The sequence below is a fragment of the Shimwellia blattae DSM 4481 = NBRC 105725 genome, assembly GCF_000262305.1.
GTDB classification, from domain to species: Bacteria; Pseudomonadota; Gammaproteobacteria; order Enterobacterales; family Enterobacteriaceae; genus Shimwellia; species Shimwellia blattae.
This window is the reverse complement of sequence record NC_017910.1, coordinates 2,095,743-2,109,615: the sequence shown is the minus strand read 5'-3', so window position 1 is coordinate 2,109,615 and position 13,873 is coordinate 2,095,743. Positions and strand designations below refer to the sequence as shown.

At 60.3% G+C, this 13,873-nt stretch carries 10 protein-coding genes; 9 read left to right on the top strand and 1 reads right to left on the bottom strand.

Annotation, left to right across the window (positions count from 1 at the left end; translation table 11 throughout):
- The first annotated feature begins 188 nt into the window (after positions 1–188).
- The 4 genes from hglS to rimL all read left to right on the top strand — a co-directional run bounded on the left by hglS (position 189) and on the right by rimL (position 5,611).
- A complete protein-coding gene (gene hglS / locus EBL_RS09810; RefSeq protein WP_002440859.1) occupies positions 189–1,529 on the top strand; it encodes a 2-oxoadipate dioxygenase/decarboxylase HglS in 1,341 nt (446 codons plus the stop codon).
- A gap of 40 nt (positions 1,530–1,569) precedes the next feature.
- Complete coding sequence (locus EBL_RS09805) at positions 1,570–3,081, top strand: carboxylesterase/lipase family protein (protein ID WP_002440860.1); 1,512 nt, start codon at positions 1,570–1,572, stop codon at positions 3,079–3,081.
- Between the two features lie 289 nt (positions 3,082–3,370).
- Positions 3,371–5,026: a glucan biosynthesis protein D gene (locus EBL_RS09800; protein ID WP_002440861.1), complete on the top strand. Its 1,656-nt coding sequence runs from the start codon at positions 3,371–3,373 to the stop codon at positions 5,024–5,026.
- 36 nt (positions 5,027–5,062) lie between these two features.
- On the top strand, positions 5,063–5,611 hold the full coding sequence (gene rimL, locus EBL_RS09795) for a 50S ribosomal protein L7/L12-serine acetyltransferase (RefSeq protein ID WP_002440862.1): 549 nt from the start codon (positions 5,063–5,065) through the stop codon (positions 5,609–5,611).
- On the opposite strand, the gene ydcK is transcribed toward rimL, so the two are convergent.
- Positions 5,605–6,585: a YdcK family protein gene (gene ydcK / locus EBL_RS09790; RefSeq protein WP_002440863.1), complete on the bottom strand. Its 981-nt coding sequence runs from the start codon at positions 6,583–6,585 to the stop codon at positions 5,605–5,607. The two genes, rimL and ydcK, sit on opposite strands and share 7 nt — an antisense overlap.
- Positions 6,586–6,704: 119 nt before the next feature.
- Between ydcK and tehA the strand changes: the two genes are divergently transcribed.
- The 5 genes from tehA (at position 6,705) to EBL_RS09765 (ending at position 13,813) form a co-directional block, all read left to right on the top strand.
- The gene (tehA, locus tag EBL_RS09785; RefSeq protein WP_014716023.1) at positions 6,705–7,718 is read left to right on the top strand and encodes a dicarboxylate transporter/tellurite-resistance protein TehA; all 1,014 of its coding nucleotides are present in this window, start codon (positions 6,705–6,707) and stop codon (positions 7,716–7,718) included.
- Positions 7,715–8,311 carry a tellurite resistance methyltransferase TehB gene (tehB, locus tag EBL_RS09780; protein WP_002440865.1) on the top strand — a complete coding sequence of 199 codons (597 nt, stop codon included), beginning with the start codon at positions 7,715–7,717 and terminating at the stop codon, positions 8,309–8,311. The genes tehA and tehB overlap by 4 nt, the downstream gene beginning before the upstream one ends.
- A 102-nt stretch (positions 8,312–8,413) precedes the next feature.
- On the top strand, positions 8,414–10,378 hold the full coding sequence (locus EBL_RS09775; RefSeq protein WP_002440867.1) for a peptidase U32 family protein: 1,965 nt from the start codon (positions 8,414–8,416) through the stop codon (positions 10,376–10,378).
- 280 nt (positions 10,379–10,658) lie between these two features.
- On the top strand, positions 10,659–12,869 hold the full coding sequence (locus EBL_RS09770) for a glycosyltransferase (RefSeq protein WP_002440869.1): 2,211 nt from the start codon (positions 10,659–10,661) through the stop codon (positions 12,867–12,869).
- Entirely contained in the window at positions 12,869–13,813 is a 945-nt protein-coding gene (locus tag EBL_RS09765) for a tetratricopeptide repeat protein (protein WP_002440870.1), read from the top strand. Before EBL_RS09770 ends, EBL_RS09765 begins: the two co-directional genes overlap by 1 nt.
- Positions 13,814–13,873: the final 60 nt, after the last annotated feature.

Genomic DNA, 13,873 nt, shown 5'->3' with positions numbered 1-13,873 from the left:
CCCGCAGGTGAAACAAGTGGTACTGTTAAATTATGATAACTGCATTGCAAAATTTTATTAACATTTAAGCGGCAACACCTTGATAGTTAACTTATCCCGCCATCGGGATCACAAAAAACAGATTCTTCCCGCGCCGGGATCTCCGGTTATCTACGCTTTGCAGCAAGGCAACCTGAAAGCAGAAGACTATGGCCCGGATAATAACGGCGGATGAGGTGCGTGAGCTTTTTGCTCAGGCAATATCGGCTATGTATCAGCAGGAAGTTCCCCAGTACGGTGCATTGCTGGAGCTGGTGGCAGACGTCAACCTGGCGGTGCTGGAGCGCAACAGCACGCTCCATGAGCAACTGGTAAACAGCGATGAGCTGTCCCGGCTGAATGTCGAGCGCCACGGGGCAATACGGGTGGGCACCTGGCAGGAGCTGGCGCTGCTGCGGCGTATCTTTGCGGTGATGGGGATGTTCCCGGTCGGGTATTATGATCTCTCGGTGGCGGGGGTGCCTGCCCACGCCACGGCATTTCGCCCGGTGGATGAACTGGCGCTGCGGCGCAATCCGTTCCGGGTGTTTACCGCGCTGCTGCGCCCGGAGCTTATCACCGATACCGCGGTGCGCCGCCGGGTTACCGATCTTCTCGCCTCCCGGGATATTTTCAGCCGTCGCTGCCGGGCCCTGCTGGATCAGCATGAGGCCACCGGCGGCTTTGATCACGACCAGGCCCGGGCATTTATTGCCGAAATCCTCGGGCTCTTTAGCTGGCAGCATCGCGCGCAGGTGGGGCACTCTGCCTGGCAGGCGCTGAGCCAGTACCACCCGCTACTGGCCGATGTGGTCTGCTTTCATGGCTGCCACATTACGCACCTGGCCCCGCGCACCCTGGACATTGACCGGGTACAGGCGCTGATGCCGGAATATGGCCTGGAGCCCCGGGCGATTATTGAAGGGCCGCCGCGCAGAATATTGCCCCTGCTGATCCGCCAGACCGGTTTTCGTGCCCCCCGGGAGCCGGTGCTGTTCGGCGATCAGGCGGGGGTGCGCCGGGCCCGGTTTGGTGCCGTGGAGCAGCGGGGCATGGCGCTGACCCCAAAAGGGCGGGCGCTGTACGACGCCCTGTTACAGGAGGCGGGCAGCGCCACTGATAATGTCAGCCACCAGTTACGGCTCCAGCAGGTGTTTACCCGCTTTCCCGACACGGCAGAGCTGCTGCAACAGCAGCAGCTGGCGTACTTCCGCTACCGGCTGACCCCCCAGGGCGAAAGCAACCGGCGCACCATCCTGTGCACGGACGACCCGCAAATGCTGATCCGGCGCGGCTGGCTGGAGGCCCGCCCCATCATTTATGAAGATTTTCTGCCGCTCAGCGCGGCGGCGAATATCTGTGCCAGCCTTGGCATTGAAAGCTATACGCTCAGCGCCGGGCAGAGCAGCCAGAACAGCTTCGAATATGCGCTCGGCTGCCCGGTCTACAACGAATACACCCTGTATCAGCGCGAAGAAGATCGCAGTAAACAACGTTGCGGTCTGCTGTAAACCCGGTACGCTTGGCAGGTAGCGTTAGCGGGAGAAACAGATGGAACAGCAGAACGTGCCGGTCGTCACTCTGGCGCAGGGGACTATCATCGGCATTATTGAACAGGATATCGCCCTGTGGCGCGGTATCCCCTACGCAACCCCGCCAGTGGGCGAGCTGCGCTGGCGGGCGCCGCGCCCGCCGGTCCGCCGGGATACCCCCTTCGTGGCCGACACCTTCGGCCCCGCCTGCTGGCAGGATCGTGAAAGCTGCCAGACCCTGGGCGGGGGCGATCCGGGGCCGTTCTCGGAAGATTGTCTCTACCTTAATATCTGGCGCCCCCGGGAGCATCATAGGCCGCTGCCGGTTATGGTCTGGCTGCACGGTGGCGGCTACACCATCGGGGCCGCCAGCCTGCCGCCCTATGAGGGGAAATCCCTTGCCCGGCGCGGGGCGGTGGTGGTTACCGTCAATTACCGGCTGGGTCAGCTGGGGTTTTTCGCCCACCCGGCACTGGCGGAAGAGCAGCAGGGAGAGGCGCTGTATAACTTCGGGCTGAGCGATCAGATAGCCGCCCTGCGCTGGATACAGGACAATATTGCCGCCTTTGGGGGCGATGCCCACAATATCACGCTGTTTGGCGAGTCGGCCGGGGCGCGCAGCGTCCTGTCGCTGATGGCATCCCCCCGGGCCAGGGGGCTGTTTCATAAGGCCATCGTGCAAAGCGCCTATACACTTGCGGATCTGCCCGCCGCTGCCGCCGCCCGTAAGGCCAGCGCCCTGGGGGCGCACTTTGGCCTGGAGCAGGCCACACTCGCGCAATTGCGCGCCATACCGGCGCAGCAGCTGATCAACCTGCCTGCGCCACTCACCACCGGCCCGGTGCCTATCTGCGGTGACCAGATCCTGCCGGAACCCATGCTGGAGACGTTTCTCGCCGCCCGCCAGCACCCGCTGCCGCTGATGATTGGCAGCAACAGTGATGAGGCCAGCGTTATGGCCTGGTTCGGGGTGGATCTGGAGGCGCAAATCCAGCGGATGCGCCGTGAGCGCCGCCTGGGGCTGGGGCTTATCCGCCTGCTGTATCCGGGGGTCAGTAACGATCTGGAGCTGGGGCGCCAGCTGTGCCGGGATATGGCCTTTACCACCATGGGATTTGTGGCGATGCAGGCCCAGCAGCGCCAGGGGCAGCCCTGCTGGCGCTACTGGTTTGATTATGTGGCCGAAGCGGAGAGGGAAACCTACCCCCACGGCACATGGCATGGCAACGAAGTGCCCTATGTCTTTGATACCCTGGCGACAACGCCACCGGCGTGCCAGTACGTTAACGGGCGCGATCTGGCCTTTGCCCGCCAGGTGGCCGACTACTGGGTTCAGTTTGCCACCGTGGCAGATACCCACCACCGGCAACTGGAAGGGCCGCTGAACTGGCCCGCCTGCATTAAACACCGGGATCGCATGTTACGCATCGGCCTCAATTCCCGGGCGGGTCTGCGGGTGGAAAACCGCTTTATGCGCACCCGCATGCAGCTGTTTAAACGCATTATGAGGTCGCTGGTCACCCTCGACTAACCCCGCCACCCGGGCAGAGCAATACTCTGCCGTCCGCGTCAAGCCCCGGGCTGAAAAATAAAGTCGCCCGCCGGGGGCGCGGGCCTGGCGGTTATCTCACCAGAACTGGCCGAATTAATCGGCAAATATGAATTATCCTGTTGAATTTTCACGCCTGTGGCGCAAAAGCAAAAGAGATTGGCTTGAGCCAGGAATTTGTCTAGAGTGAGCGGATTAGTGATCTCTCTTGCCGTTATCCCGCCGCTGGCGGGGTCAAATACATCGACACAGACAGGACGATTTTTCAGGCATGAATCGCAGACGTTTTATTAAAGCCTCGATGGCTCTGGCCGCAGCATGCGGCACTCCGGCATTATCCGGCCTTTTTTCGCGCGCCGCCTGGGCAGACAGCGCCGCCATTGCGGATGGCGCCAGCAAACCTTTTAGCTTTAATGCCCTGCAAAGTATGGCCCTGGACCTGGCAAAGCAGCCCTGGGGCGGGGCACCACGCCCGCTGCCGCAGACGCTCGCAAACCTCACCCCCCAGGCGTACAACAGCATTCAGTATGATGCGGCCCACTCCCTGTGGAACGGCAGCGCAAACCGCAAACTGGATGTCCAGTTTTTCCACGTCGGGATGGGGTTTCGCCGCCGGGTGCGGATGTACGCACTGGAGCCGAAAACCCGGCAGGCGCGGGAGATTCACTTTCGCCCGGAACTGTTTAATTACCATAACGCGGGGGTCGATACCCGCCAGCTGGAAGGGCAGACCGATCTGGGGTTTGCCGGTTTTAAAGCCTTTAAAGCCCCCTCACTGGCGAGCCGCGATGTGGTCTCGTTCCTCGGGGCGAGCTATTTCCGCGCAGTAGACGACACCTGGCAGTATGGTCTGTCTGCCCGTGGTCTTGCCATTGACACCTTCGCAGACCGCCCGGAAGAGTTCCCTGACTTCACCGCCTTCTGGTTTGAAACTCCGGAGCCCCGCGACACTACTTTTACGGTCTACGCCCTGCTGGACAGCCCGAGCGTTGCCGGGGCCTATAAATTTATTATCCACTGTGAGGCGAAGCGGGTGGTAATGGAGGTGGAAAACCATCTTTATATCCGCAAAGACGTGCAGCAGCTGGGGATCGCGCCCATGACCAGCATGTTCAGCTGCGGCACCAACGAGCGGCGCATGTGCGATACCATCCACCCGCAAATTCATGACTCGGATCGCCTGGCCATGTGGCGCGGCAACGGGGAGTGGATCTGCCGCCCGCTGAACAACCCCCAGCGCCTGCAGTTCAACGCGTTTAGCGACCATACCCCCAAAGGGTTTGGCCTGCTGCAGACGGATCACGATTTTGCCTCTTATCAGGATGTGATGGGGTGGTACAATAAGCGCCCGGGTTTATGGGTGGAGCCGCGTAACGACTGGGGCAAAGGCAGCATCGGGCTGATGGAGATCCCCACCACCGGCGAAACCCTGGACAATATTGTCTGCTTCTGGCAGCCGGAAAAACCCGTCAGAGCCGGGGATACACTGAACTTCAGCTACCGCCTGTACTGGAGCGGCCAGGCGCCATTCCATACGCCGCTGGCCCGCGTACTGGCTACCCGTACCGGCATGGGCGGCTTCCCTGAGGGCTGGGCACCTGGTGAGCACTACCCGGAAAAATGGTGCCGCCGGTTTGCCATTGATTTTGTCGGCGGTGATCTGAAAGCCGCCGCGCCCAAAGGCATTGAGCCGGTGATAACCCTCTCCAGCGGTGAAGCGAAACAGATTGAAATCCTCTATGTGGAGCCGTTTGACGGCTACCGCATTCTGTTTGACTGGTATCCGACATCTGACTCAACCGATCCGGTGGAGATGCGCATGTATCTGCGCTGCCGGGGTGACGCCATCAGCGAAACCTGGCTCTACCAGTATTTCCCGCCAGCGGCAGACCAGCGAAAATATGTCGACGATCGCAAAATGCGCTAACGCACGGGCATCGGGCGGCAAGTAAAGGAGTCTGGTGTGGAAGATGAAATTATCCCGGTAGATGAGCATCTGGTGCTCTATTCGGTACATGAGCGCTTTGCCGGGGCGCTCTACGGGCTGGTGAAGCGAAATCAGGCGTGGCTACAGCAGTCAATGGACTGGCCGCGCCATGTGAACAGCGCCGAAGATATCCGTAAAACCCTGCAGGGCAACTATCTGCTGCACCATCGCGGATACGCCAAAATGTTCATTATGTATTACGATGACCAGCCCGCGGGGGTTATCTCATTTAACCAGATAGAGCCCACCAACAAGGCCGGGTGGATAGGCTACTGGCTGTCGCAGGAGCTGCAGGGGCAGGGCATTATGTCCCGCGCCCTGCAGGCGTTTATTCACCACTATGCCCGCAGCGGGCTGGTGCGGCGCTTTGCCATCAAATGCATTGTCACCAACCAGGCCAGCAACCATGTGGCCCGGCGTAATGGCTTTACGCTGGAAGGCCGCCTGGTGCAGGCGGAATACCTGAACGGGGCATTCCACGATGTCCATCTCTACGGGCGGATAATCGACGCAGAAGATCAGTAAACCCCGGGGAAGCTGCTGCGGGTGATGTGCTGCTCCCCGGCAATGATTTTACTGCCCTGCAGATGCAGGCTGTCGCCGTCAAAGGCTTCCACACAGGCGCTTTCGCCGATCTGCACATCGCCTTCAATAAACACATTCCCGGTGACTCGCGCATAGCCGCAGACAACCACATGGTTGTCCAGTTGCAGTGGCCCGCCGTTCAGCGTGGCGTGGCCACAAATTTGCACATGGTGGCACAACACACAGTTGCCGATGACAAGGGCGCTGTCATACACCCGGGTGCTGTAACGCAGGGTGGGGATCTCATCCTCCCCGTTGCCCGCCACAATACGTGCCCGCCCGTAAACCTGCGCGCTGTCGCACACCCAGACGTTATTACGGACGTTACCGTCGATAATCGCGTGATCAAAAATCCTCGCCCGGTGTTCAATAAAACCGTGGTTAACAATCGCATGGCCGCACACCTGGGCCTGGTGAACCACCCGGGAGGCCGACACCGTTGCCTGATCGGCCACCCGCAGCTGCTGGCAGTCGCTGGCGGTTAACCCGGCGACCGCCTGAATATGGCTGCCGTTCAGCACCCGGGCATTGTCGCGGATCTGGCAGGCGCCCCGCACCCGCGAATAGTGGATCCCCGCCTGGTGTGAAATTTGTGCCCGGTCACCAATTTCGCTGTTTTCAATGCAGCAGCTGTCCGTGACGATGGCGCCGTTGTATATCTGGCACGGGCCGAGGATGCGGGCGTTATCACGGATGCTCGCCCCGTTAAATATCAGGCTGTTTTGATCGTATATCCAGCTGGTGCCGTGCTGGCTCAGGCAGGTGTCGCTATCTACCCAGCCGCCGCTATCACCGGCGCGCACGTCGGCAAAATCCCGGCAGGCGATAATCTGGCGCAGCCGCAGGCGCAAGTGTTGCCCGTTGAGGGTGAGCTCAACCGGGCGAATCTGCTCGCTCAGACGATATTTATTCATGACCGGGCTCCCGCAGAAGGTCTTCGTTAACCGTAGCAGATGCGACACAGAGCAGCATGGTGATCGGGCTCACATTAGTTTAAACTGCCTCTCAAATACACTTTATCAGTTCAGCAAAAATGACCCGTTCGACAATCCCGGCGCCTACCCGGCGCAGGCTCAATCTCCCTTCAGGCTATTTCGGTATGGTGCTGGGCATCATTGGTATGGGGCAGGCGTGGCGCTATGCCGCCACCATCTGGCCGGTGCCGGAGCTGCCCGGCCTGGTGCTGGTTGGTGCGGCGGTGGTTATCTGGCTGCTGCTGGCGCTGGCCTGGCTCTCCCGGCTGTTTTTGCACTACCAGAGCATTATTGACGAGATACACCACCCGCTACAGAGCAGTTTTGTCAGCCTGTTTCCGGCCACCACCATGCTGGTGGCCATTGCCCTGGTGCCACTGAGCAGGCCGCTGAGCACCGGGATGTTTGTGGTGTCTGCCGCGGTGCAGTTGCTCTATGCGGCCTGGCAAAGCGGCGGGTTGTGGCGCGGGTCGCACCCGGCGGAAGCGACCACCCCCGGGCTCTATTTGCCAACGGTGGCGAATAACTTTATCAGCGCCATGGCCTGCGGCGCTCTGGGGTTCCATGACATTGGTATTTTATTCCTCGGGGCGGGGGTCTTCTCCTGGCTGAGCCTGGAGCCGGCTATCCTTTACCGGCTGCGCAGCCTGAATGAGATGCCCGCCCCGGTGCGGGCCTCGCTCGGGATCCAGATGGCACCGGCCTTTGTGGCCTGTAGCGCCTGGCTGAGTGTGAACAGCGGCCAGGTAGATGTGTTCGCCAAAATGCTATTCGGCTATGGTCTGCTGCAGTTGCTGTTTATGATCCGGCTGTTTCCCTGGTACAGCGCCAACCCGTTTAACGCCGGGTTCTGGAGCTTTTCGTTCGGGGTCTCCTCCCTTGCGGCCACGGCGCTGCACCTGGGGCACAGTGCGCCGGGCGGCGCTTTAGCCTGGATTGCCGTGCCGCTGTTTATCTTCGCGGCGGCCATTATCGGGGTACTGATTCTGCGCACCCTGGTGCTGCTGGTGCAGGGCAAACTTATTGTAACGACTCAGGTGCCAACCGGCGCCACATGTAAGGAGCGCGAATGACTGTGCGTGATGAAAATTACTTTACCGGGAAATACGGCCTGACCCGTACCCATTCCGAAGTGCTCAGTGCGATGAAATATATCCACACCGGTAAGGCGCTGGATCTCGGCTGCGGCAACGGGCGCAACAGCCTGTATCTGGCCGCCCGTGGTTTTGAGGTGCAAGCCTGGGATCGTAACCCCATGAGCGTGGAAAACCTGGCGCGCATTGCCGCCGGGGAAGGGCTGGAAAATTTACACTCCGGCGTGGCGGACTTAAACGCCCTGCGTCTGGACGGGCAGTGGGATCTGGTGCTCTCAACGGTGGTGATGATGTTCCTGGAGCCGGCCACCATACCGGGGCTTATCGGCGATATGCAGCGGGTTACCGCACCCGGGGGCTATAACCTGATTGTCTCCGCCATGGATACGGACGACTACCCGTGCAGTGTCGGCTTCCCGTTTACCTTCCGTCGCGGTGAACTGAGCGACTACTACACCGGCTGGGAGCTGGTGAAATACAATGAAGATCCCGGCGAACTGCACCGCACAGACGCAGACGGCAACCGGATAAAACTGCGCTTTGCCACGCTGCTGGCCCGCAAACCGGCCTGAGATACGCAGCAAAGCTGACGTTATCTGCCCACCGGGGGCTTTCTGAATAGCGCGCTTATGACTACAATAAGCGCCTTTCAGCCAGCCCGGACACCCTTAACAATGCGCCAGCGTTCTCATCTTGAATTACTCAGCCCGGCCCGTGATACGGCCATTGCCCGCGAAGCTATCCTGCACGGGGCCGATGCGGTTTACATCGGCGGGCCCGGTTTCGGGGCCCGGCATAATGCCGGAAACAGTTTGCAGGATCTGGCGCAGCTGGTGCCTTTTGCCCACCGCTACGGGGCGCGTGTTTTTGTCACCCTGAATACCATCCTCCACGACAACGAGCTGGAGCCTGCCCGTCAGCTGATTCACCAGCTCTACCAGGCCGGGGTGGATGCCCTGATCGTGCAGGATATGGGCATACTGGAGCTGGATATCCCCCCCATTGAGCTGCACGCCAGCACCCAGTGTGATATCCGCAGTGTGGAAAAAGCGCGCTTTTTGTCCGATGTGGGCTTCTCACAGATTGTGCTGGCCAGGGAGCTGGATCTCGGCCAGATCAGAACCATCCATGACAATGTGGATGCGACCATCGAATTTTTCATCCACGGTGCCCTGTGCGTGGCCTATTCCGGGCAGTGCTATATCTCCCACGCCCAGACCGGGCGCAGCGCCAACCGGGGTGACTGCTCCCAGGCCTGCCGCTTGCCCTATACGCTAAAAGACGATCAGGGCCGGGTCGTGGCCTATGAAAAGCACCTGTTATCGATGAAAGATAACGATCAGAGCGCCAACCTTGAAGCGCTGATTGATGCGGGTGTCCGCTCCTTCAAAATTGAAGGGCGCTACAAAGACATGAGCTATGTGAAAAATATCACCGCCATGTACCGCCAGCTGCTGGATGGCATTCTCGAGCAGCGCAGCGACTTGTGCCGGGCCTCGGCGGGCCGCACGGAGCACTTTTTTATCCCCTCGCCGGACAAAACCTTCCACCGGGGCAGTACGGACTATTTTATCCACGGTCGCCAGGGCAATATTGGCGCCTTTGACTCGCCTAAATTTGTCGGCCTGCCGGTCGGAGAGGTGCTGCGGGTCGCAGGCGATCATCTGGATGTCCGCACCCGGGAGCCGCTGGCAAACGGCGACGGGCTCAATGTGCTGATCAAGCGCGATATTGTCGGCTTTCGGGCGAATACAGTAGAGAAAACCGCCGCAGACAGCTACCGGATCTGGCCTAACGAGATGCCCGCCGCGCTGCAAAAACTGCGCCCGCACCATGTGCTCAACCGCAACCTCGACCACCACTGGCAGCAGGCGCTGCTGAAAACCTCCAGCGAGCGGCGTATCGCGGTGGATCTGACCCTCGGCGGCTGGCAGGAGCAACTGATACTGACGGCTACCAGTGAAGACGGGGTCAGCGTGACCCGGTATCTGGAAGGGGACTTTGGCCCGGCCAGCAAGCCGGAGAAAGCCGCAGAGGCACTGCGGGACGGGTTATCCCGCCTGGGCCAGACCCTGTATTACCCCCGGGAGGTCAGCATCGCGTTACCGGGGGTGCTCTTTGTGCCCGGCAGCCTGCTTAATCAGCTGCGACGCGACACGATTGCCGCCCTGGATGACGCCCGGCTGGCGGCCTGGACGCGGGGGCAGCGCAAGCCGGTCAGCACCCCGGCACCGTTATTCCCGCAAACCCACCTCACGTTCCTGGCGAATGTCTATAACCAGAAAGCCCGGGCGTTCTATGAACGTTACGGTGTCACTATGATTGACGCGGCCTATGAAGCACACCAGGAAAAAGATGAGGTGCCGGTGATGATCACCAAACACTGCCTGCGTTTTGCGTTTAATATGTGCCCGAAACAGGCCAAAGGCATCAAAGAGGTGAAAGCCTGGCGCGCCACGCCGATGCAGCTGGTGCACCAGGACGAGGTCCTGACCCTGAAATTTGACTGCAAGCCCTGTGAGATGCACGTGATAGGCAAAATCAAAAACCACATACTGAAGATGCCGCTTCCCGGAAGTGTGGTGGCCTCGATTACGCCAGAAGAGCTGGTCAAAACTCTGCCCGGGAAACGCCGTTAACGCTGCCTGATATGGCTGACAAAGAAGGGAAAACGCCCTGTTTTCCCTCTTTGTCGCAGGCCGGTAAACCCCCGTTCCGCCAGGACGTTAGGAAAATGTTTTAAATGTTACGCATTGAATTATAAAAATATAATTTCATGCTTTTAAGGCGGATAAGGTTTTTAAGTGTGACCAGGATCTACTATCATAGCCCGCAACTGTTGCCGGTATTCATTATTTTTGCCGGATGTTTTTGTTCCGCTTTTGTCTTCTGCACGGGTTTATGGGCCCCTCCGTATTTATGGCTAGCCTGATTGATATCACGACAACCTGGCTTTACTTCCTCAAAACCGGGCTGGTTATCCTGCTGCTGTTGCTGCTGCTCAACGGGCTCGACGATCTGGTTATTGATATTTTTTACTGGCTGCGCAAAAGCTGCCGCAGCGGTATTTCCCGGCCGGTGCCATTCCCGGCGGCGGAAGCCTCGCGTGAGAAACCGCTGGCTATCCTGATCCCCGCCTGGCAGGAGGCGGGTGTCATTGGCCGGATGATACGCCTGGCAACCCGGGAGCTGGACTACGAAAACTACCATATCTTTGTCGGCACCTATCAGGACGATCTGGCCACCTCGCAGGAGGTGAAGGAAGCCTGCGCCGGTTACTCCAATGTTCACCATGTGGTGTGCGTGCCCAACGTGCAGGCCTCTAAAGCCGCCTGCCTGAATAGCCTGCTTGAAGCGGTGTTCGGCTTTGAGCGCCAGGCGAGCTTCACCTTCACCGGGTTTGTCTTTCACGATGCCCAGGACGTGGTCATGGGGCCGGAGCTCCGGCTGTTCAGCCAGTTGGTGAGCTACCACGATGTGGTGCGCATTCCCATCTACCCCTATGAGCGCCCCTGGTACAAGTTCAGCGGGCTGAGCTATGTGGATAAATTTGCCGAGCTTCAGGGCAAGCGCCTGCCGGTGCGCGCCGCACTTACCGGCCAGGTCACCCGTACCGGTGCCGGTTGCTGTATCAGCCGCCGGGCGCTGATGGTGCTGCTGGAAGAGGGCGACGGCGTGGCCTTTAACGTCAACAGCATGGCGGTGGATTATGAAACCGGTTTTATTCTGCGCCGCCGCGGGATCAAGGGCATATTCTGCCGGATGAAGGTCTCCGACTGCGGGGACTATTTTGTGCCGGTGGGGTTCCGGGCCCATTTGCGCGACATTGTATGTGTGCGCCGCTACCTGCCGGATACCTTCGCCGCCACGGTACGCCAGAAGGCGCGCTGGAACAGCAGTGTGGCGCTCCAGGGGTATAACCAGCTGCGCTGGGGCCACCACCTGAAGGACAACTATTTTCTCTGGCGCGATCGTAAAGGCGGGCTTATCAGCGTGCTCTCGGTGCTGATCGCGCTGTGCGTGTTCCAGCTTGGTGCGGTCTGGCTGTATGAGCATACCGCCGCAGATCCCTGGCATTTCCTCGGGATATTTTCCGCCAGCCATCTGCTGGCGGGGTTGCTGATGGCAAATGCCATCCTGCTGGTGCACCGGATCATTCAGCGGGCGCTGTTTGTGGCGGCGGCTTACGGGCCGGGTATGGGGGCTGGCAGTATTTTGCGGCTCTTCTGGAGCCTGGTGCTCAGCGTCTCCTCCTGGGTGTATGCCATCTGGCTCTTTATGTTCGACAGCAATATGCACAACTGGATCCGCGCCAAAAGCCACCACGCTTTCCCGGCATCGCTTGTGCCGCGCAACCATGCGCCGCCTGTCGGGCAGATTCTGATAGCCCAGGGGGTGCTTAGCGCCGCCGGGCTGGAAGAGGCCATGGCCCGGCGCATCAACGGGGTGCGGCTGGGAAGAAGCATGGTGCGCCAGGGGACCATCACCCCGTGGCAGCTGGCCTGTGCGCTGGCCAGCCAGGCCGGGCTCCAGGCGGAGGCGGTAGACTGCCGTAAGCTGGACCCGGCGATGATTGCCCGGCTACCGGCCCGGATTGCGCTGCACTATGCGGTGCTGCCCTGGCGCCTTGAGGGGGATAAACTGATTGTTGCCCGGGAAAGCCCGCTGGATCCGGTTTCGCTCTCCGCCCTGGAGCGCAAAATCGGCGTGCCGATTGCGTGCGTTATCGCCCCCTGCGGCGAGGTGGTAGTAGGGTTGCGCCGCTGGTACAGCCACCACCGGATCGACCAGTATGCCTGTGTGGTGCGGGCCGTTGAGATGGGCCTGTTCAGCCCCGGGCGCGGTGAGCAGCTCTGGCAGCAGTATGTCTCCGGGCAGATTTTATTTGCCGAAGTGCTGATAAGCCAGGCGTGGATAGATCCTTCCGTGCTCCACGCCATGTTGCTGCGCTATGAGCACAGCGACCTGATGTTTGGTGAGTTTCTGGTGGAAGAAAACGTGGTCAGTGAAGAGGCGGTGGCCAGTGCATTGCGGCGCCAGCGCCAGTTGCAGCCGACAATGGAAGGGCTGTTCAGCCAGATGGGGATAAACCACCTGATGTTTGCCGCGTTAAATGCAGGTGCCGCCTGATGCGCATCCTGGCTATCCTGCTGCTGTGGTGCGTGGTTACCGGTGTCCGGGCGCAGACCCCGCCACCGTTACTGCCCCCCGGGCTGAGCGACTACCAGCAGTTCCGGGTCTATCCGTGGCTGGTGCGTGCCCGGGATGCGCAGGCGCGCGGTGATCACCCGGCGGCGCTTGAAAGCTACCGCCACGCTTACCGGCTGGCGTCTGATAATGTCGATCTCGCCCTGAGGGTGGCCCGGGCCTGGCACCAGGCCGGTCATGACGGTAAAGCGCGCCAGGTGTTGCGCCACCAGCTGCGCCAGCACCCGGACGATCCGCGCCTGCAGGCCGCGCTGGAAGAGCTGCCCCTGCATATGCCGGAAGTCCACACCCGGGATCGCCTGGTGCGCTGGCAGGCGGGCTGTGAGCGCTCGCCGGACAAGCGCTGCCTGGAGTCGGTGGCCCGTAAAGCTATTGAGATAGGCGCACTGGATATCGCCTGGCAGGTGATCAACCACCCGGCGCTGATTAACGGCCTGCCGGGAAGGGATCTGCTGGCCCGGCTGTCTCAGGTGGCGATTGAGCAGGGCAACTGGGGCCTGGCGGATAACTGTTTTTCGTCCATGGATCACCGGGCCACGCTGACCCCGGAGCAGTACGAACAGTGGTTTCGTATACTGCAGCTGCTGGGCAATGACCGGGGGATCCTGGATTTGCAGGCCCAGGGGGTGATGAATACCCCGAAAATGCAGCTGGAGTACGCCCAGTCGCTGGCGAGCCGCGCCGAAAAAGCCAAACTGGCGGACTATCTGGAAAGCCATTTCCCGGTGTTCAGCGATCGTAAAAACGAGCATGCGTGGATACAGCTTATCTATCGCGGTGCCCGCCACCCGGTACAGCAGGCCAGGGCATACCGCGCCGCCCTGAAGAAAGCGCACCAGAAGGAAAAACATCCCCGGGCGCACTGATGTGCGGGGGCGGTTTTTTTGTTATAATCAGCGGCACATTTTGTAATCAATATGATCAAT